This window comes from Rhizobium favelukesii, from assembly GCF_000577275.2.
In the GTDB taxonomy this organism is placed as follows: domain Bacteria; phylum Pseudomonadota; class Alphaproteobacteria; order Rhizobiales; family Rhizobiaceae; genus Rhizobium; species Rhizobium favelukesii.
In genome coordinates this window covers 1,202,386-1,221,445 of the sequence record NZ_HG916855.1, presented here as the reverse complement: position 1 = coordinate 1,221,445, position 19,060 = coordinate 1,202,386, and the positions used below count along the sequence as shown (strand labels likewise).

Annotated in this window: 14 protein-coding genes; 4 read left to right on the top strand and 10 right to left on the bottom strand. The window is 58.5% G+C overall.

Annotation, left to right across the window (positions count from 1 at the left end; translation table 11 throughout):
- Positions 1 to 308 precede the first annotated feature (308 nt).
- Genes LPU83_RS69300 through LPU83_RS69280 form a run of 5 tightly spaced genes read right to left on the bottom strand, consistent with a single transcriptional unit; the run spans position 309 to position 6,268 of the window.
- On the bottom strand, positions 309 to 1,823 hold the full coding sequence (locus tag LPU83_RS69300; protein ID WP_024318336.1) for an ABC transporter substrate-binding protein: 1,515 nt from the start codon (positions 1,821 to 1,823) through the stop codon (positions 309 to 311).
- A 19-nt stretch (positions 1,824 to 1,842) separates the two neighbouring features.
- Positions 1,843 to 3,543, bottom strand: a complete 1,701-nt coding sequence (locus LPU83_RS69295) for a dipeptide ABC transporter ATP-binding protein (RefSeq protein ID WP_024318335.1) — start codon at positions 3,541 to 3,543, stop codon at positions 1,843 to 1,845.
- Entirely contained in the window at positions 3,540 to 4,391 is an 852-nt protein-coding gene (locus LPU83_RS69290; RefSeq protein WP_024318334.1) for an ABC transporter permease, read from the bottom strand. The genes LPU83_RS69295 and LPU83_RS69290 overlap by 4 nt, the downstream gene beginning before the upstream one ends.
- Complete coding sequence (locus LPU83_RS69285; RefSeq protein ID WP_024318333.1) at positions 4,388 to 5,326, bottom strand: ABC transporter permease; 939 nt, start codon at positions 5,324 to 5,326, stop codon at positions 4,388 to 4,390. Before LPU83_RS69285 ends, LPU83_RS69290 begins: the two co-directional genes overlap by 4 nt.
- 51 nt (positions 5,327 to 5,377) lie before the next feature.
- On the bottom strand, positions 5,378 to 6,268 hold the full coding sequence (locus LPU83_RS69280; RefSeq protein ID WP_024318332.1) for a proline iminopeptidase-family hydrolase: 891 nt from the start codon (positions 6,266 to 6,268) through the stop codon (positions 5,378 to 5,380).
- A gap of 122 nt (positions 6,269 to 6,390) precedes the next feature.
- Here LPU83_RS69280 and LPU83_RS69275 point away from each other — a divergent pair, with 122 nt between their 5' ends.
- Both LPU83_RS69275 and LPU83_RS69270 read left to right on the top strand, forming a co-directional pair.
- The gene (locus LPU83_RS69275; protein WP_024318331.1) at positions 6,391 to 7,173 is read left to right on the top strand and encodes a LuxR family transcriptional regulator; all 783 of its coding nucleotides are present in this window, start codon (positions 6,391 to 6,393) and stop codon (positions 7,171 to 7,173) included.
- Between the two features lie 53 nt (positions 7,174 to 7,226).
- Positions 7,227 to 8,141 carry a proline iminopeptidase-family hydrolase gene (locus tag LPU83_RS69270; RefSeq protein ID WP_029710438.1) on the top strand — a complete coding sequence of 305 codons (915 nt, stop codon included), beginning with the start codon at positions 7,227 to 7,229 and terminating at the stop codon, positions 8,139 to 8,141.
- A gap of 213 nt (positions 8,142 to 8,354) precedes the next feature.
- Here the strand turns inward: LPU83_RS69270 and LPU83_RS69265 are convergent, their stop codons facing one another.
- Entirely contained in the window at positions 8,355 to 9,899 is a 1,545-nt protein-coding gene (locus LPU83_RS69265) for a Fic family protein (RefSeq protein WP_024318329.1), read from the bottom strand.
- Between the two features lie 1,057 nt (positions 9,900 to 10,956).
- On the opposite strand from LPU83_RS69265, the gene LPU83_RS69260 reads away from it, so the two are divergent.
- The gene (locus LPU83_RS69260; protein WP_141652613.1) at positions 10,957 to 11,349 is read left to right on the top strand and encodes a hypothetical protein; all 393 of its coding nucleotides are present in this window, start codon (positions 10,957 to 10,959) and stop codon (positions 11,347 to 11,349) included.
- A gap of 143 nt (positions 11,350 to 11,492) precedes the next feature.
- Here LPU83_RS69260 and LPU83_RS69255 read toward each other — a convergent pair whose 3' ends face one another.
- Together LPU83_RS69255 and LPU83_RS69250 are read right to left on the bottom strand one after the other, a co-directional pair.
- Positions 11,493 to 12,791 carry a cytochrome c gene (locus tag LPU83_RS69255; RefSeq protein ID WP_024318327.1) on the bottom strand — a complete coding sequence of 433 codons (1,299 nt, stop codon included), beginning with the start codon at positions 12,789 to 12,791 and terminating at the stop codon, positions 11,493 to 11,495.
- Positions 12,788 to 15,004, bottom strand: a complete 2,217-nt coding sequence (locus LPU83_RS69250) for a xanthine dehydrogenase family protein molybdopterin-binding subunit (RefSeq protein ID WP_208247402.1) — start codon at positions 15,002 to 15,004, stop codon at positions 12,788 to 12,790. Before LPU83_RS69250 ends, LPU83_RS69255 begins: the two co-directional genes overlap by 4 nt.
- Before the next feature lie 149 nt (positions 15,005 to 15,153).
- Between LPU83_RS69250 and LPU83_RS69245 the strand changes: the two genes are divergently transcribed.
- On the top strand, positions 15,154 to 16,536 hold the full coding sequence (locus tag LPU83_RS69245) for an IS701 family transposase (RefSeq protein WP_037068948.1): 1,383 nt from the start codon (positions 15,154 to 15,156) through the stop codon (positions 16,534 to 16,536).
- Here LPU83_RS69245 and LPU83_RS69240 read toward each other — a convergent pair.
- Together LPU83_RS69240 and LPU83_RS69235 are read right to left on the bottom strand one after the other, a co-directional pair.
- A complete protein-coding gene (locus LPU83_RS69240) occupies positions 16,485 to 16,982 on the bottom strand; it encodes a (2Fe-2S)-binding protein (protein WP_082321359.1) in 498 nt (165 codons plus the stop codon). The two genes, LPU83_RS69245 and LPU83_RS69240, sit on opposite strands and share 52 nt — an antisense overlap.
- A 395-nt stretch (positions 16,983 to 17,377) precedes the next feature.
- A complete protein-coding gene (locus LPU83_RS69235; protein WP_024315181.1) occupies positions 17,378 to 18,949 on the bottom strand; it encodes a Na+/H+ antiporter in 1,572 nt (523 codons plus the stop codon).
- Positions 18,950 to 19,060: the final 111 nt, after the last annotated feature.

The window sequence follows — 19,060 nt, the reverse complement described above, 5'->3', positions numbered from 1 at the left end:
CTTATATCATCAGCTCACCGCTTCAATTGAAATCGGGAAGTTAAGGCCATATCCGCCCCAGGTTCCGGGGCGGAATTTGAACTGCGACCCCAACGAAAGCTGTTGAGCTGAAAAGCGCTCAAAGAGGTTGCCAAAGGCTCAACTATGGCCACGCTCTCAAATCGGAGAAGTCACAGCAGGTGTGAGCACCGGTAGCCCTCGGTTTTCATATCCCGGTCCTCTGGCCCAAACTCTCCCATATGGAAAACATCTGCCTGCCCCCGCTGTCATGGCCCAGCCAGACGCCGAGGCGCCTGGCTGCTGCTTCATCAGTTTTTCACGGTGTCTTCGAGGAAGAAACGGCCGAGCGGGTTCTGGTAGAAGTTCTCGATGTTCTTGCGCGAGACGTTGATGTAGGGGCTGTAATAGAGGTCGATCCAGTGGACGTCGTCCTTGGCCGTCTTCTGGATTTCGACATACATGGCCTCGCGCTTCTTCGGATCGAGTTCCAGGCGGGCTGCGGCCACCAGATCCTTCACCTTGTCGCTCTTGTAGCGGGTCATGTAGTTCATGTTGGTGTCGTGACCGAGCACGAAGGTCGTCTTCTGGTCCGGGTCGAGAATGTCGTTCGTCCAGTACATGACCGAAATGTCGTAGTCGCCGGCAACCAGCATGTCCCAGCTCTGGCTCGGGTCTACCTTCTGCAGGTTGACGGTGACACCGGCCTTGGAAAGCTGCTGCTGCAGAAGAACGGCGATCTGCTCGTCGACTTCGTTGCCGGCATTCACCACGTAGTTCAACGCCAGGTCGGACGCGCCGGCCTCGGCCAGCATCGCCTTGGCCTTTTCCGGATCGTAGGGATACTGATAGTTGTCGTCGTAGTGATAGAGCGACCCCTTCGGGATATAGGAGTTGGCCACGGTTCCGATGCCGAAGGTGACTGTATCGACGATCGCCTTCTTGTCGATCGCCATGTCGAGTGCCTGACGCACCTCCTTCTTGGCGAGCGCGCCGTGCTCGTGGTTGATCAGCAGATGGTCCTCACGTGTCGACGTGTCGATCAGTACGTTGAGATTGGCATCCTTCTTCAGTTCCTCGACCCGCGAGAAGGGCACGAAAATCGCCGTGTCGAGCTGCCCGGCCTGCACGTTCAGCATACGGGTATTGTCGTCAGGCACCGAGATCCACTCGACACCGTCGAGCTTCACGCGGTCCGCCTGCCAAAAGTTCGGGTTCTTTTGGAGAATGACGCGGTCGCCGCGCCGCCATTCCTTGACGGTGAATGCGCCCGACGACGCGGTCGGCAATTCAGCAAAGGCGTCCTCACCAGCATCGACGGCCTTCTTCGACAGTACCGAAACGTTTGGAAGCGCCAGCGTTGACAGGAAAGGCGCGGACGGCGTCTTCAGCTTGACAGTGAGCGTCTTCGGATCGGTTGCCTCTGCGGTCTCGACGACCTTGTAGCTGTCGCTCCAAAGCGAAGCCTTGTTGTCGCGGATACGCAGAAGGCTGAAGGCTGCATCCTCGGCCGTGATCGGCGAACCGTCGGAGAATTTCGCGTCGCGGATCTTGAATGTGTAGGTCAGTCCGTCTCCGGATACGGTCCAGCTCTCGGCCAGACCCGGCTCCAGCTTGGTGCCGGTCTTGTCGACGCGGATGAGCACGTCGAAGACGTTGGAGAACACCCAGTTGTCGACGTTCTGGGCTGACTTGATCGGGTCGAACGTGGTCGAGTCCTCGCGACGGCCGATGCTCAACACGCCGGCAGCTTCGGCGAAGCTGGCGCTGAGACTGAGAGCAGCGGCAAAGGCCGCAAGCCCGATGGATTTCCACTTCCGGTTCATGATGTCGTTCCCTTCGTTCTTATGGAATGCGCTTGATGGATAGGATGTTGTCAGAGGCAGTTTGAATTTCGCCAAGCAGCGGCCTGTCCGGGTTGATGTCGGGGATCGCCGCCACCAGTCGAGCGGTGTAAGGGTGTTTCGGACGCGCGAAGACCTCTTCCGACGGACCGTCCTCGACCACCTCGCCGCGATACATGACGATCGTGCGCGCACAGAGATTGCGCACGATGGCCAGGTCATGGGCGATGAACAGCAGCGTCAGGTTCATGCTTGCTGCCAGCTCGCGGAACAGGTCGATAATCTGCGCCTGAATCGTGACGTCGAGCGCGGCCACGCATTCGTCGGCGATGATCAGCTTCGGATCGACGGCAAGTGCGCGGGCGATCCCGGCGCGCTGGCACTGGCCGCCGCTCATCGAGCGTGGCTTCCGTTTGGCGAACTCGCGCTCGAGCCCGACGAGATCCAGCAATTCTCCGATCCGCGCGGGGATGTCCGCCTTCGGGACCTCTCCACGTACCGCCAGCACCTCGCCGATGGTCTGGCCGATGGTCATCCGTGGGTTCAAGGCGTTGAACGGATCCTGGAAGACCATGGCCGCCTCGCGCCTGAGCTTCGCCAGGCTCGCGCTTTTCTGCAGGGCAAGATCGGCACCCTCGAAACTGATGTGCCCGGAGGAGATCGGCGTCAAACCCAGTATCGCGCGAGAGAGCGTGCTCTTGCCGCTGCCCGATTCCCCGACAATGCCGACCGTCTCGCCCGGCATGATCTGCAGGCTGATGCCGGAGACGGCACTGACGGTCTTTGCCGTACTTCCCCTGAAAAGGCTGCCGCCGACCGGAAAGCGCACATGCAGGTCGTCGATCTCCAGTATCGGCTTCACCGCCGGCGTCGTCGGCAGAGCGGCGCGTCTTGCCACAGGAGCGCCATCCGGCATCGACGGGTGGCTGTGAATGAGCTTGATCGTGTAGGGGTCCTGCGGGTGCGACAGGATCTGCCGCTTCGGGCCCTGCTCCAGAAGCCTGCCGTTGCGCATGACCGCGATCCGGTCGCAGGTTTGCGCTACGATGCCGAGATCGTGGGTGATGAGGATGATCGACAGGCCGCGCGTGTCGCGAAGTTCGATCAGCAACTGCAGGATCTGCGCCTGGATGGTCACGTCGAGCGCGGTCGTCGGCTCGTCTGCGATCAGGATTTTCGGATTGCAGGACAGCGCCACGCCGATCATGGCGCGCTGGCGCATGCCGCCGGAGAACTCGTGCGGATAACTGTCATACTGACGAGGCGGGTCTGGAAAACCGACCTGCGACAGGATCTCGATCGCGGCCGCACGGGCTGCCCTCCCGTCGAGGCCCTGATGATAACGGATGCCCTCGGCAATCTGATCGCCGATCCTCATCACCGGATCGAGATGGCTCGTCGGGTTCTGGAAGATCATGCCGATCTCGCTGCCGCGGATGTCGAGCATCTCGGCATCGCTGACGGCGGTCAGATCGCGCCCTTCGAGAAGGATTGAGCCGTCTTCGATCCTTAATCGGGAGGATGGAAGCAAACGGATTAGCGAGCAGCAGAACAGGCTCTTGCCGGAACCGCTTTCGCCGACCAGCCCGAGTATCTCACCCTTTGCCAGATCGAGCGATACGGCATCGAGCAGAGTGCGCGTTTCACCGTCGAGATGCGCCTTGACCGTGAGGCCGCGAACCGAAAGGACGGAGGCGCTCATTCATGCACTCCGAGCAACTCACCGAACGCATCACCGAAAATGCTGAAGCCGAAGGCAAGAAAGACGATGGAAAGGCCGGGAAACAACGTGATCCACCAGGCTGTGGTGATGAAGCTCTGGCCTTCCGCGACCATGACGCCCCATTCGGCAACCGGCGGCTGGACGCCGAGCCCAAGATAGCTGACAGCGGCGCCGCTGAGCAGGACGAGCACGGCATCGGACATCGAAAATACGATCGATCCGGCAATGGCGTTCGGCAGCAGATGGCGGAACATGATCCGCATGCGGCCGAAGCCGAGGCTGACCGCTGCCACGGCGTAATCGCTGTTTTTTAGGACAAGGATCTGCGCTCGGATCAACCGTGCGTATGAGACCCAGCCGACGAGAGCCATGGCGATGTAGAAGCTGCCGAGGCCCGGCCCGAGGATGGTGATGATCGACAGCATCAGCACCAGAAAGGGAAAGGCCATGATGATGTCGACGATCCGCATGAAGATCGCATCGACGATGCCGCCGAAGAAGCCCGCGACCGTGCCGACGACCGTGCCGATCAGGAACGGAAAGGCGACACCGATCACCGCGATCTGCAGGTCGATCCGTGCACCCCAGATGATGCGTGAGAGGATATCGCGACCGAAGTTGTCGGTACCGAGTGGATGCAGGAGAGACGGCAATTGCAGGCGCGCATTGCCGTCTTGAAGGATCGGATCGTACGGCGCGATCAGCGGCGCCGCGATTGCCACGAGAATGAAGAACAGCAAGATCGATGCACCGACGGTGAGCATGGTGCGCCTGCCCAGGAGCGTTCGCCAGCCCGCAGCGGAGGGTGAGACGGCCATCGTGCTCATAGCTTCACCCGCGGATCGGCCGCGACGGTGGCAATGTCGGCGAGGAAATTGACGAGCACCGTTGCACAGGCAAAGACCATGGCGACGCCCTGCACCACCATGTAGTCGCGCGAGAAGATGGCGCGAACAAGCAACTGCCCCATGCCCGGCAGCGCAAAGACGCTCTCGATGACGACGGTTCCGCCGATCAGCCAGCCGGTGTTGACGGCGAGCAGGTTGATGGTCGGCACCAACGAGTTCGGCACTACGTGACGCCAGAAGACGATGCGCTCAGGCATGCCGCGAGCGCGCGCTGCCGTCGCCACATCCGATTTCAGGGCCTCGATCATTGCCGTCCTGAGGCTGCGTGTCAGCACGGTCGACAGCGACAGCGCGATGGTGAGGCTCGGAAGAATGAGATGAGAGAGCTTGTCGGCGATCGTCGATCCGTAACCGGACACCGGCAGCAGGTCGAGCTTGACGCTGAACAGGATGATCAGCATTAGGCCAAGCCAGAAGGGCGGGAATCCGATGCCGAACGTCGAAATGATGCGCACGGCATGATCTGGCGCTCGCCCCGCGTTGCGCGCCGCGATTGCCGCAAGCGGCACGGCGATCACGACGGACAGCACGATGCTCGAAATGACGAGTGCGATCGTCGGCTCGATACGCGTCGCGATGAGCTTGAGCACATCGATCTTGTAGAGGATCGACTTTCCCATCTCGCCATTGGCGAGGTTTCTGAGGAAATAAAGATACTGCAGCCAGATCGGCTCATCGAGGCCATATTGGGCGCGGATATTGGCGATGGCCGTCGGCGTGGCGCGTGTGCCGAGCAGCACGCGCGCCGGATCGCCGGGAATCAGCCTCACCAGCACGAAGGTGATGATGCTGATGCCGGCGATGACCGGCAGGAACTGGAGAGGCCTTCGGAAAACGAACCTATAGCGATGCATGGCGATGCCGGTGCCTCCGTCGACTGATGCTGTCATCTGCAAGCTTATGCATCAGTTCGACCTGTTGCGTGCCAGGAAATCGAGAAGTGCCGGATAGTAGTCCGCCGGGTTTTCGTAGAAGGGCATGTGGCTTGCGTTGGCGAACACCTTCAGTTCGGCGTTCGGGATGGCGAGTTTCATCTTCAGCGCGCAGGCCGGCGTCAATTCGTCGTGCTCACCGCAGGTGATCAATGTCGGAACCGTCATGGACGGCAGATCCCGAACGCGGCTCCAGTCCTTCAGGTTGCCGGTATAGAGGAATTCGTTCGGGCCCTGCATGGTGCCGTAGGGGCCCATGTTCCAGTCGCCGAGCGATCGGCGAACAGGTGCGGGCCATTCCATCAGGCGGCACACGTGGCGATAATTGAGAATGGTGACGGCGGCGAGATATTCGGGGTGGTCGTACGTGCCCCGGGCTTCGTGCTTCTGCATCATCGCCACCGTTTCGGGCCCGAGTGCTGCGCGCAACCGCTCTAGTTCCAGGATCAGATGCGGCATGTCCGCAACGGTATCCTCAAGGATCAGCGTCTGCAGGTTGCCAGGATAGGTGAGCGAATAATCGATCGCCAGCCACCCACCCCAGGAGTGACCGAGCATGTGCACCTTGCCGAGCCCAAGCGCCTTGCGCACGGTCTCGGTCTCCTCGACATAGCGGCTGATCGTCCAGAGCGATGGTTCGGTCGGGCGATCCGACGCGCCGGTCCCGAGTTGATCAAAGGCGACGACGCGGTAGCGTTGATCGATCAGACAGGAATGCGCCTCGCGCAGATAGTCGCAGGGCAGTCCAGGCCCGCCATTGAGGCAGAAAACCGTCTCCGCTCCATCCCCGAAACTGTAGGCCACCACCTTGTGGCCATCGACTTCGATCTCAAGTCGAACATCGGGCTCGATCTCACGCCACATTGACCACTCCGACGAAGAAAATGCTTGCTTAATATTTGGGCACCGCTAATTTTTACCTCAAATGATGTCGGGCGCCAGCTATAAGAAGTGATAGGATCGGCTCGAGGCCTGTGGAGCCAGCGATGATTGACGAAATCGGCACGATCAGACGACAGTTCACCGATCATGAAACGCTGGACGGTCGGATCGACCAGGTCTTCGAAGCGATGAAGGCTATCGGTTTCGAGGCGCTGATCTACGATTATACGCCGGTGCCCTACGATCTCGACGGCGAAATCATGATTCCATCGCTGCTGAAACTACGCAACATTTCCGACGACATGCATGATTACTGGTTCAATCATGGTTATTTTCGCATCGATCCGGTCCAGCAGGTGGCGCTGCGCACGTCCACCCCCTTCTTCTGGAATTACGATGCGGAGGCAGACACACTGATCCGCCGTTTCATGACCGAGGACACAGCCCCGGTCGCGCGCTATCTAAGTGAAAGGGATATGTCGACCGGCGTTACCGTGCCGGTGCATATGCCGCGCGGCGACTATGCAACCGTCACCGGTGTGCGGTTCGGCGGCGACCGGGAATTCGAAAGGCACGCGCTGCGCTACATCGCCGACTTCAACCTCCTCGCGCACGTTTTCCATGAGGCCGCCTATTCGCTCTTCGATACGAAGACGTTCAGCACCGGCAAAGCAAGGCTGACGGAGCGCGAGCGCGAATGCCTGCGCTATTCCGCCGAGGGCCTTTCGGCCAAGGAAATCTCCCGCGTCATCGACCGCTCCGTTCCCACCGTCGTCATGCACCTCAACGCTGCGGCCAAGAAACTCGGCGCCAGGAACCGCACCCAGGCGGTCGTGCGCGCCACTCATTACCGGCTGCTCGAGGACCGCCCATCCTATAACTTGTGATAGCTGCCACGCCTCTTTCAGCCGCGTTATGCTTTTCCATCGATCGCCATGACATGGAGAAGCACGTGAACGCAATTGCGTCGAAGGAAGCCTTCCTGCCCTTTCGCGAATACCGAACCTGGTATCGCGTCACCGGGTCGCTCGACAGCTGCAAGTTGCCGCTCGTTGTCGCCCATGGCGGTCCCGGCTGCACGCACGACTACGTCGACAGCTTCAAGGGCATCACCGAGATCGACGGACGGCCGCTCATTCACTACGACCAGCTCGGCAATGGCAATTCCACCCGAATGCCGGAAAAAGGGCCGGACTTCTGGACCCCTGATCTTTTCCTCGAAGAATTGGACGCGCTCCTGAACCACCTGGGCATTCAGGATCGCCATGCCTTCCTCGGCCAGTCCTGGGGCGGCATGCTCGGCGCCGAGCACGCCGTGCGACGGCCGAAGGGGCTGAAGGCGCTCGTCATCGCCAATTCGCCGGCCAACATGCACACCTGGGTTGCGGAAGCAAACCGTCTGCGCAAGGGGCTGCCGCAGGATGTGCAGGACACGCTCTTGAAGCATGAGAAGGCCGGTACGATCACCGATCCTGAATATATCACCGCATCGCGGGTCTTCTACGACCGCCATGTCTGCCGCGTTTCGCCATGGCCTCCCGAAGTCGCGCGCACCTTCGCCATCATGGACGAGGACAATACCGTCTACCGCAACATGAACGGGCCGACCGAATTCCACGTCATTGGCACGATGAAGGACTGGACGATCGAAGACCGTCTGCATCTCATAGAAGCCCCTACCCTCCTGATTTCAGGCAAATACGACGAGGCCACACCGCTCGTTGTGAGGCCCTATGTCGACAAGATCAGGGGATGCGAGTGGGTGCTATTCGAAAACTCGAGTCACATGCCGCATGTCGAAGAAAAGGCGCTCTGCTTGGGAAAGGTGTCCAGCTTCCTTTCGCGCTTCGATTGAAGCGCCGAAGATTTTGCCGCCCCCCGCAAAAAGCGCGTCGTGTGCGTTTTCGGCTGTTTTGATTGCGGGCAGGATTTAATTATTACTTGCGCTCGCCGCAAGTAATAATGGTTGCAGGCTTGAGACGCGAAAACTCCCTTGTTTATCAACGCATTTCAGAGCGCATCTCACCATTTAGCAGCGATACAGCCGCTCTTGGAGGTTCGGAGGGCGTCAATCGTGCCGCTGTTCCGCGTAGAGCGCCTCGATCCTTGCAATCTCGTCTTCTGTCAGCGCGGCGAATTCCTTCTCCCGCGCCCGCTTCGAGAGCGTCCCGCCATTCTGACGCAGGAAGCGGAAAAGTAGATCGAGCAGACGATCCGGCATGTCGATCATAAGCGACAGGCCCGCCCTGAACCCGTCATAGGTTCTCAGGAACCTGGCCTCCTCCGGCAGATCTACATCGATCGTACGCGCCACGCATCGGAAGAGAAACTCCGCATGCGGCGTCGCATCAAAATAGCGGTAGAAATCCGCGGTGTCGTTCAACACCTCGACATTTCCCCGGTCGGTCGGCCTCCAGCGGACATGGGCCAGCAAACGCCGCGAGTAGCTTTCTAGTACGCGGCGATACTCATCGATGCGGTCGAGGATGACGGCTGAGACAGGAAAGACCAGCCCGGGCGGATTGAAGCCACGCTCGGCAAGCACATGATGGATGAGATAGCGGTGCAGGCGGCCGTTTCCGTCCTCGAAAGGATGGATATAGACGAATCCGAAAGCGAGCGCGGCAGCGGCAAGGACCGGATCGAGATGCCGGGCCGCCGGCCCCTGATCGAAGGCGGCCAACCCGTCGATCAGGTCCGGCAGATCCTCATGCCGGGCGCTGATATGGTCGGGGATCGGAGCACCGCTCACGCGGTCATGCTCACCGACGAACCCGCCTTCCTGACGCAGGCCGAGGTGAACGAAGCGGGCATCCCCAATGACGATGCGCTGCAATCGTTCCAGTTCCATGCGGTCCACTGGGCGGCGCCCCGCCTCGCCAATAACCTGGCCCCAACGCTGGATACGGTCCTGGGGCGGGTCTTCGCCCTCGATCTGGAAACTGGATCGCGAGTCCTTGAGCAGGAGGAAGGCGGCGGTGCGGGCCAGAAGGTCTGCCGGAGCCTCGGCGATCACGCGTCGGGCTTCCTCGCCCAGATTCCGGGCGACGAAGTCGTCCAGCTCCGGCGTGCGGAAAATCATCGGACACCAGGCAGGTGTTCCGGGCAGATTGTTTTTCACACGATGGCGCGAAGAGGTCTCACCCTCCGATGCCCATTGCTGTTCAGGATCGACGACAAGGGCATAGGTGCCGCGGGTGGCGTTGGGCAGATCGAGCGGCTGATCGAGCAGCCATTCGTAGAGGAACCAGAGCCGTCGCGCATAGGCCCCGGTCGGGGCCGCGCGAACGATCTCGACAACGGCTTCTGGACCCGTCGCGCGAAAGAGCATTTTCAGGACAGCGAGATCCAGCCCCTCGTAGCGCAACGCAAAGGTCAGGTGGCCGGTCAGACTGGCTTCGGGCTCATGGCGGGGCGTATAGAGTTTCCAGCCCTCCGCCTGATAGACCTTATGTCGGGGGCCAATCGCAGCGAGGGTGATGGGGATCGGCACGGCCAGATCGAAGGCGTCAATCAGAGCGGCATAACCGACCGGGACAGCCGTTTTCGGCAGCCAGCGGCCGTGAAGAACGCTGACCGGCCCTGAAAACGGCTTCTTCTGTCCCTGTTCCATGATTTTCGATGCTCGCGCCTGAGACCCATTAGGAAGAGCATCGCCTGAAAGACAATTACACGCAATGAATTTTGATGACTATGGCGCATGTGCGTGATTTTTGATTCTCCCCGCTTGATAGGTCTGCAACCATGGGTTTCCTCCCTATGCAGGTATTGCTGGCGGCTAGGAATTCCTGACAGTTGGATCGGCGTGTTTCCGTTTTACAGAAAGACGTGTTTGCGGGGGAAAGCCCTGGCCGGCGATGCGATCGCCCGCACACCCCCCATCTGCAGGGAGACCCCGCAGCGGGCCCTGAGAGGGAGGTGGCTTTACAAGATCGGACAGGCGAAGTGACTGCGAGTCTACCCCCAGTCGTCCCATCCCATTGAGTTGCTCCGCCAAGCGGTCCTTGAGGGGACACGCGGTATCGCCCATTCGGTGATACATCATAAAACGAACATCTGGTAACAGCGGCATGACAGGGATGAAGTGGCCGTCGATCGTAGTGCCTTAGCGCACCGGAGCGCAGTATTCGGCTACTGTAGCGTGGATTTGGTTGCGGGGGCCTGAACCTACAGAGACTTGTACATTGCAATATGAATGGTAGCGCCAAACCGGGAATCGTTTCCCTTTTTGGCGTAAGCTGAATTTGCTTAGCCTTCAACGGAAGGACTGACATCGGGCCGGGAGCGGACTGGCGGCTTCCCGAAAGCGTGGCCAGGAAAGCAGACATGCGTTTGCGTTCGAAACAGACGGTAGATTGTCCGGGCAGTTATTTGCGATGGTATTCCGGGACAGATCGGGCGGGCGGCGGATCTCCCGGACCGATAGATGCTCTCGAAAATCAGCGTCGGGTTACACTCGGTAAGGCCACGTTGATCACTCCAGAGCCCTCTCCTAAATCCCGCGGAGGACGTTTCAGATATGGGTCAAATCTTGATGGAAATATCGCGATCCGCCGGGTCAGCTCCTACTAGAAATCAACAAAAAGGCTGCAGAAAGGATGTGTGACGCTACGATGTCATTGCTCAGCGCGAGCGAACGTTAACTGCTGCAAGCATTGATCGATGCCAACGTGGAATTCGTCATCGTGGGAGGCACGGCAGTCAATGCACACGGATATCGGCGGGCGCGAGAGGACATCGACATTCTCATCCGTCAAACGCGCACTAACCTCGCACGTTTGATCGATGTGCAACTAAACTGGATCCGTTTCAACGATACGAAGATTGCTGCACTCGAAGAGGCAGGTGCCAAAACTCAGGACGGCCGACGGCGTCTCGATATCTTGACGGATTTTCACGGGATGGATCTGAACCAGATCTTTGAGACAAGAAAAATTATCGAGGTCGATGGGCTTCGACTACCGTTCATGTCGAAAGCACTGATCGTTGCGTCTAAAAGGAGCGCGATTGCGAGTGGAGAGCATACCGAGAACGACCTCGCCGATCTCAAAGCGCTCTCTTAGGCAAGGCGATCTATGGAACCCACGTGTCCCAAACAAGTCAGCAGCCTCACCAGAAAACGGTTGCGATCTCGTCAGTCAAATCATTCGAGCGCCTTTTTGAAGGCCCGCCGTTCTAGGATCGAGCTGACGACTAAGGTGGTTCTTTATCGCGCTTTTGCTACGTCGCTCGGCGTCACTTTCCCGTTCCGGCCTGCGAAGTGATTGATCACGTAGTTTGCCACCGCAGCTATCTCAGCATCGGAATAGGCTGCGGCAAAGTTTGGCATCGTCGTTGTGGGGTTGTGGGTTGAATCGGAACTACCCTGCAGAATGAGCCGGATCAGATTTGAGCCTGCGGGATCATTCACGCTATGCGATCCGGCCAGCGAAGCCCATGGCGCGTTTTGCCCAGAGCCATCAAAGCCGTGGCAGCTTGCACAAGCGCCCTCAAAGATCCGCAATCCGAGCCCGTCCTGCTTGTTCAGTCCAGGAGACCAAGCCTGAGCTGACTGAATAGCTGGCACCAGATTGTTCACCGTCACCTTGGGATAGCTGCTGGGCAGAGAACGCACCGTGCGAAGGTATGAAACGATTGCCTCGATATCCGATTTTGGAAGCCTGCTCAGGCTAAGGTCGATGGCTTGGCGCATCGACCCGGAAGCGGGACCATGCCTATGAACATATCCTTTTGAAAGATATGCGACGAGATCTTGGTCGCTCCAGCCACCGATTCCATTTTCGCGATCCGATGTGATGTTCCACGCTTTCCAACCATCGACGTCGCCGCCGGAAAGTGCTCGCGCTTGCTCCTTTTCGAACATGAGACCGCGTGGTGTGTGACACTCGCCACAATGTGCGAGCGCCTCCACCAGATATGCACCCTTGTTCCACCGATCGTCCTTATTGGCGTCGCGCTCAAACGGATGCCAAGGGACGAATAGCAGCTTCCAACCCCTCATGAGCCATCGCTGATTGAATGGGAAGGAAAGCTGCGCAGGCAGCGACGGATTTCGCTGCGGCTGCAAGGTCCCGAGATATGCTTTTACTGCCAAAATGTCGTCGGTCGACATCAACGCATACGAGGTGTAGGGAAATGCGGGATATAGATCCTCTCCATGTTTCCCCACGCCCGAGCGCATGGCGCGAACGAATTCCGCGTCGCTCCAGCTACCTAGACCCGCTTGCATGTCGGGCGTTAGGTTCGGCGAAAAAATGGTCCCAAATGGCAGTTTGAAGGCAAGGCCACCGGCAAACGGCTTGCCTCCGGGCGCGGTATGACACGCCTCGCAGTCTGATGCGGTGACAAGATATTTTCCGCGCGCAATGAGGTCCTCACCTTGAGGCTGAGAGGCGGTCGCTAAGACCGTGGGCAATCGGTGGGGCCAGAAGAAAAAACAGATAGCGGTCAGAACCCCTATTCCGGCAACCACGGCAGTAACAGCGAGAACACGGCGCAGCATCATTGTGACACCTGGTCGGTTTGCCCGGCGACGTGGCTTGTCACGAGGAGCGAACGGTCTATGGGCAATGATCTAAGTCTGACCCCTGTTGCCGCAAAGATCGCGTTCGTCAGCGCAGCCGGTGCGGAAACAGTTCCGACCTCACCCAGTCCTCCCGGGTTTTCTGTGCTCGGCATCACAAAGACCTCGAACGGCGGAACCTCGTTCATACGGATCTGCCTGTAATCGTGGAAGTTGCTTTGCTGAACCCGGCCATTTGCAAAGGTGATGCCGTTGTAGAGGGCCGCTGACAAACCGAACAGTGTTCCGCCTTGAATTTGCGCGACGATACTGTCCGGATTGATGGGCACCCCACAATCAACAGCGGCTGTTGCTCGCCGCAGAAGGACTACGCCTTGCTCACTGACTTCGACCTCCACCACCAAGGCGGCAAAGCTTCCGAAACTTTGATGCAGAGAAACGCCACGTCCCATTCGCGAAGGGAGCGGCTTTCCCCATTCAGATGCATCCGAGGCTTTTTCCAAGACTGCTGCAGCTCGGGGGTTTTGTGATAGCATCGCCTGGCGATAGGCAATCGGATCTTTTCCGGCCAAAGCGGACAGTTCATCGATAAAGCTTTCGACAACGAAAACATTGTGACCCTCGCCAACGCCGCGCCACCAGTTCAAAGCGACGGGGCTGTCCTGGCGAACCCATTCCCATCTGGCATGTGGAATGGAGTATGGCATATTGTCGGAGCCGACGAGCGCATCAGGATCAAGTTTTTCCGCTGGCCAAAGCTGTCGGTCGTAGTAGGGGCGCACAGTGGAACTGGTCACCCGATGAATGAAAGCCAAAGGCGCGCCGTCCTCAGCCAAGGCTGCAGAGACCCGATCATAATATGCAGGTCTGAACCGATCGTGCATGATATCCTGCTCGCGGGTCCAAATTATCTTGAGAGGGTAGCTCACAAGCTTGCCTAGGCGCGCGGCGTGCTGAATGGTGTCGACGGCAAGGCGTCGACCGAAACCGCCGCCGATCAAGTGGGGATGAACCGATACCTTCTCCAGCGGAAGGCCGACGATCTCCGAAACGACCTGGCGTGCAATCTCCGGAACCTGCGTACTGACCCATACATCACAGGCGTCCGGTCGAACGTGGATGGTGGTATTGATTGGCTCTAGCGCGGCGTGCGCCAGGTATGGCAGCTGATAGACGGTATCAATCCGCTTATGCGCTTTTAAGGCGGCATCGGGATCGCCAATCGCCTTTCCGATGATAGGCGTGGCTGTTGCGTTTTTCAGGCCGTCAATCAGCTCGGCCGATGAAAGCGATGCATTTGAGCCCTCGTTCCACTCCACCGCAAGAAGGTCCAGGCCCTTCTTGGCTGCCCAATAGTTGGTGCCGATAACTGCGACTGCGTCATCGATCTGAATCACGTCAATGACGCCCCACGAGGCCAAAGCCGCCGCTGAGTCGACTGTTTTCACGGTCCCACCTATCGTGGGACAGATGGACACGGCTGCAAACCGCATTCCCTCCACGGCCGCATCGATACCGAATTTGGCTGCACCGGTGGCCTTCTCGGGCGTATCGACCCGTTTGAGCGGCTTGCCGATGACCTTGAATTCGCGCGGTGGCTTTAAAGGAATATCCTGTGGAATATTCTGTTGACGCGCACCATCGACGAGCGATGCGAACACGGCTTGTCGGCCGCTGGGTTGGTGGGAAACAATAGCTCGGCTCGCTACACACTCCGCCGGGTTTACTCCCCAGGATTGGGCGGCAGCATTGATCAGCATCATGCGCGCAGCCGCGCCTGCCTTCCTTAAGGGCGTGTAGAATGCTCGAACGGACGTTGACCCGCCGGTGACCTGCCCTTTTAGAATAGCCTGATTGTATGCCAGCGGATCCGCTGGTGCGAGCGCCACCTCGATCTGATCCAGCCCGACCTCGAGCTCTTCGGCAAGCAACATAGCCTCGGTCGTTGCGATGCCCTGCCCCATTTCAGCGCTCGGAACGACCAAAATGATCCGTCCGTCGCGGGCGATCCTTATGAATCCGTCCGGAACAAAACCGTCGAAGCCGGCTGCCGCGGCGTCGAGCGCACCGCTTGCAGCAATTTTGTCTTCCGCGACCACAGCCTTTGCGGGATTGGACAACGAGAAGCCTATCAACAGAGAGCCACCGAAGAGAAAGTGCCTGCGCGTAAAGGTCGGAAGATCGTTCTCTCCCATGAGTGTTACGCCTTTCATCTCGCCTCCTTGATCTCGACTTTGTACAAAATCGGTGGTGATTTCGGGGGCATCTGAGCAGCCCTGGGTGAATCAATTCGCCGCAGGGTCCCGGCCTTGCGCCATTCGTTTGATCGGATTCGAACGAATGGATGAGCGAACAACATGATTGTAGCCGTGAGCCGGGAGACGCGGTCCCCCACATCCTTCGCAAATGGCTGTCGCCGTTTCGTTTCTGGTTTACCGCGCCAAGCTGGGAGCATCTGCTGGTCCTGGTGATGGGTGCGCTCCTTTCGCCTGGCAAGCGAACGGTGACGGCCTGCCTGCGCATCACCGGACGCGCGGAGGTAAGTAATTTTGCCGCCTATCATCAACTCCTCAACCGAGCCCGCTGGAACCCTCGCACGTTGGCGGCCCGTCTGCTGTCCATCATTGTTGCCCGGCTCGTGCCCGAGGGCCCTGTCGTGATTGGCATGGATGATACAATCGAACGGCGTTGGGGCCAACGCATCGCCGCGCGTGGAATTTATCGTGACCCGGTGCGCTCCAGCCATGGCCACTTTGTCAAAGCCAGCGGCTTGAGATGGTTGAGCTTCATGGTTCTTTCACCTGTCCCATGGGCAAAATGTATTAAAGCCCTGCCGGTGCTGACGATCCTGTGTCCCTCTGAGCGCCATGATCAGAAGAAGGGCCGAAAGCACAAGCTGCTGACTGATTGGGCAAGGCAAGGCGTCTTGCAGCTTTGCCGCTGGCTGCCGGGCCGCGAAATCATCTTTGTCGGCGATAGCAGCTTTGCCGTTCATACACTGGCTGCGGCTCTTCCCGACACGGCCACTCTCATCACGCGGTTGCGTCTGGATGCCAGTCTCTTTGCTCCACCAGATCAACGGCACGAACATACGCTCGGGCGACCGGCGCAAAAAGGCAGGCCATTGCCGAAACTGAAAACGCTCCTCAAAGACGCAAAGACCGAGTGGCAGCGCATCGTCGCATCGTCCTGGTACGGCAAGCAAACCGACAAAACCCTTGATGTCACATCAGGAACCGGCCTCTGGTATCGGCGTGGAACGCCCCCAAGACCAATTCGCTGGGTTCTCGTTCGCGATCCATCAGGCCGTCGTGAACCCCAGGCGTTCATGAGCACCAACGTCAACCTTGAGCCCGCTCAGATCATTGCCTATTTCGTTCGGCGCTGGCAGATCGAGGTCACCTTCGCCGAAACGCGAGCGCATCTTGGCGTGGAAACCCAACGGCAGTGGAACGACAAAGCCATCATGCGCACGACCCCGTCGCTGCTGGCGCTCTACAGCCTCGTCACACTCTGGGCATGCGATCTGCTCGGTCATGGCGTCCTTCCCTATGCCGCCGCCTGGTACAAGAAAACAGAGTTCACCTTCTCCGATGCCATCGGTGCGGTTCGCATGATCCTGTGGGATCAGGATATTTATCGACAGCACCCGCCAGACCCGGACATTCCTGAAACTCAACCAAGCCGCCTCAAGCGGATGACACAAGCACTTTGCTTCGCTGCATAATGTACAAAGTCGAGCTTGATAGCCTGGCGGATGCGGGGATAGGTGCAGCACCTGCAGATGTTTCCCGACATGGCGGCATCGATCGCAGCATCATCTGGATGTGGGTTTTTGGCGAGCAGCGCGGATGCGGCCATTATTTGCCCGCACTGGCAGTACCCGCACTGGATCACCTCAAGCGACAGCCAAGCGTTTTGGATGCGTTTGCCTTCGACTGTCGCCCCGATGGCCTCGATGGTGGTTACGTCGCCGTTCAACTCGCCAATCGGCACCATGCACGAGCGCGTTGGTTTACCGTCGATCTGTACAGTGCACGCCCCACACTGGCCGATTCCGCATCCGAACTTGGTTCCAGTTAGCCCCAAGAGATCTCGCAGGGCCCAAAGGAGGGGCATGTCAGGAGGACCGTCGAGATCAACAGAAGTCCCGTTAATGATGGCTGAAATCAAAGCTACACCTCATTCGAAACTTGTACGCGCCTTCGACCTCTTGCGAACACACGAACCCAGACGCGGGCAAAGCTGACCGGGCTGCCTTTCCAATAGGAATCTTGGCTTGAAGAATTACCAAAGCTTGCAGCGGAAAGAACTAATCCATCCGCATGACGAGAATATACCGTCGTATAGGGCCTACATTCGCGACCATCCAATACCTCGTCGAGCGCACAGGACTCCTCAACGCCGCGGCTAAATCCGGATCGTCATCAGTCATTGCAGCTAGTGGCTTAGGCGGCACTGCAGTCGCGGCTCTGCACCGTTTCGGGACGCCCACGAAACAGTGATATTTTCGGTACTCCAAATCAGCCACCGAAATGGCCGTGAAGATCACTACTCCGCATGGCTGGTTACTTTCGATTTTCCGCGGCGATTTCTTGGAGGTCCAGTTCGTGTTCGAGGTCGCGCATAACGCGATCACGTATCTCGCCGGATCTATACATCCGGATGACTTCCGCCCGGCCGGCCCTGATCGCTGCGAGAACCGCATCGAAGTGATCGGCTTTGATCAATTCATGCGTCCCCCGGTCCTCGAGGTACTGTGCGGCCGCCCGTGCACGATGCTCATACTGCTCCACCAAGCGAGGATGCTGTTCGCTTCCATCAGGCCTTCGAGAGAGGATTTGAACCGCACGATACTGTGCTTCGGCTACCTGCTTCCAAGCAGACGCATCATGTTCTTGGATGAGAATGTCATCCTGAGGATTGGCTATTTTTAGCAACCGAATGAGTGGAGCAAGCGTTATACCCTGCACTAACACCGTGAATATAATGACCGCAAAGGCGGCGACCAATACAATATCGCGACCAGGAAACCCGACCGGAAGTGACAGCGCCGCTGCCAGGGTAACGACACCTCGCATACCTGCCCAACCCATGACGATCGTAGCCGCCAAAGATTGTTTCGCTTTCGGCATCCTGCCGTTCCGCCTCACGACGGCGACAAACAGGTTGGAACCTCCCAGATAGACAAAGCGGGCGAATACAACAGTCAGCACAACTCCTGCGATGGGAATGATGTATTCGGGCAACCCGCTAATACGTTCGGAGACCCCTCGCAACGATAAGCCGATTAGGATGAATAGAAGCGATTCCATCAAGAACACGAGTGTTTTCCAAAAAGCCTGGCTTTGCACACGTGTTGATGCCGCGAACGCCTCGTGTTGATGCCAGCCAAGCAGCAACCCGGTCGTCACGGTGGCCAAAACACCTGAAACGCCCGCCGACTCGGCACTGATATAGGATACCGCAGCCAAAAGCAGAGTTGCCGTAATGATCAGTTCACTGTCTCGGAGCTTGCGAATGACGAGAAGCCCTAGCCAACCTCCCGCGAGGCCGACGAGCACACCGCCCAATGCTAGCCATGCAAATGACGCCACCGCCTGGGAAGCGCTGAAGCTTCCCGTTAAGGCCGCTGCCACCGCAAATCGCAAAAAGACCAGGCCGCTTGCGTCATTGAAGAGACTCTCTCCTTCAAGAACAGCGGTAATCGGATTAGGCAGATTGAGTCGTTCCAAGATCGCGCCAGCGGCTACCGCATCGGGTGGTGAAACAATCGCACCGAGCGCAAATCCGACGGCCAAAGGGAATTGCGGTAGAAGAAGATGAAATACGAAGCCGACACCTAGTGTCGTGAATGCAACCGCGCCCAATGCCAGAGACGCAATCGCCCAAAAATGTCTCCGGATCTCGCGCCAAACAGTGAAATAGGCACTGCTCATCAGCAAAGGCGGCAAAAAGACCACCATCACAAAATCTGGATCGATATCAATTTCGGGCACGCCAGGGACCAACGCAAGGGCCATCCCGCCGGCGATGAGGGCGACAGCTGGCGGTAACCGTAGTAGCTTCGCCAAAAGCTCCAGAACTAGAATGGCGGTTATCAGGATCACGAGGAACTCATATTTTGATTCAAGCGACAAACTGAGTTCCTCCGTTATTTATATTTATGTTGCGGCCGACGATGCTGCAGTCGACAGGCAATCTGGTCTTGCTCGCCGTCTTGTTGGCGCGAGCTAGGTTTCACAGCCTTG

Bases quoted from the DNA above. Each gene is read 5' to 3' on its own strand.
- LPU83_RS69255 (WP_024318327.1), bottom strand. From the start codon at position 12,791: ATGATGCTGCGCCGTGTTCTCGCTGTTACTGCCGTGGTTGCCGGAATA.
- LPU83_RS69270 (WP_029710438.1), top strand. From the start codon at position 7,227: ATGGAGAAGCACGTGAACGCAATTGCGTCGAAGGAAGCCTTCCTGCCC.
- LPU83_RS69265 (WP_024318329.1), bottom strand. From the start codon at position 9,899: ATGGAACAGGGACAGAAGAAGCCGTTTTCAGGGCCGGTCAGCGTTCTT.
- LPU83_RS69280 (WP_024318332.1), bottom strand. From the start codon at position 6,268: ATGTGGCGTGAGATCGAGCCCGATGTTCGACTTGAGATCGAAGTCGAT.
- LPU83_RS69300 (WP_024318336.1), bottom strand. From the start codon at position 1,823: ATGAACCGGAAGTGGAAATCCATCGGGCTTGCGGCCTTTGCCGCTGCT.
- LPU83_RS69275 (WP_024318331.1), top strand. From the start codon at position 6,391: ATGATTGACGAAATCGGCACGATCAGACGACAGTTCACCGATCATGAA.
- LPU83_RS69290 (WP_024318334.1), bottom strand. From the start codon at position 4,391: ATGAGCACGATGGCCGTCTCACCCTCCGCTGCGGGCTGGCGAACGCTC.
- LPU83_RS69250 (WP_208247402.1), bottom strand. From the start codon at position 15,004: ATGGGAGAGAACGATCTTCCGACCTTTACGCGCAGGCACTTTCTCTTC.
- LPU83_RS69245 (WP_037068948.1), top strand. From the start codon at position 15,154: ATGAGCGAACAACATGATTGTAGCCGTGAGCCGGGAGACGCGGTCCCC.
- LPU83_RS69285 (WP_024318333.1), bottom strand. From the start codon at position 5,326: ATGCATCGCTATAGGTTCGTTTTCCGAAGGCCTCTCCAGTTCCTGCCG.
- LPU83_RS69295 (WP_024318335.1), bottom strand. From the start codon at position 3,543: ATGAGCGCCTCCGTCCTTTCGGTTCGCGGCCTCACGGTCAAGGCGCAT.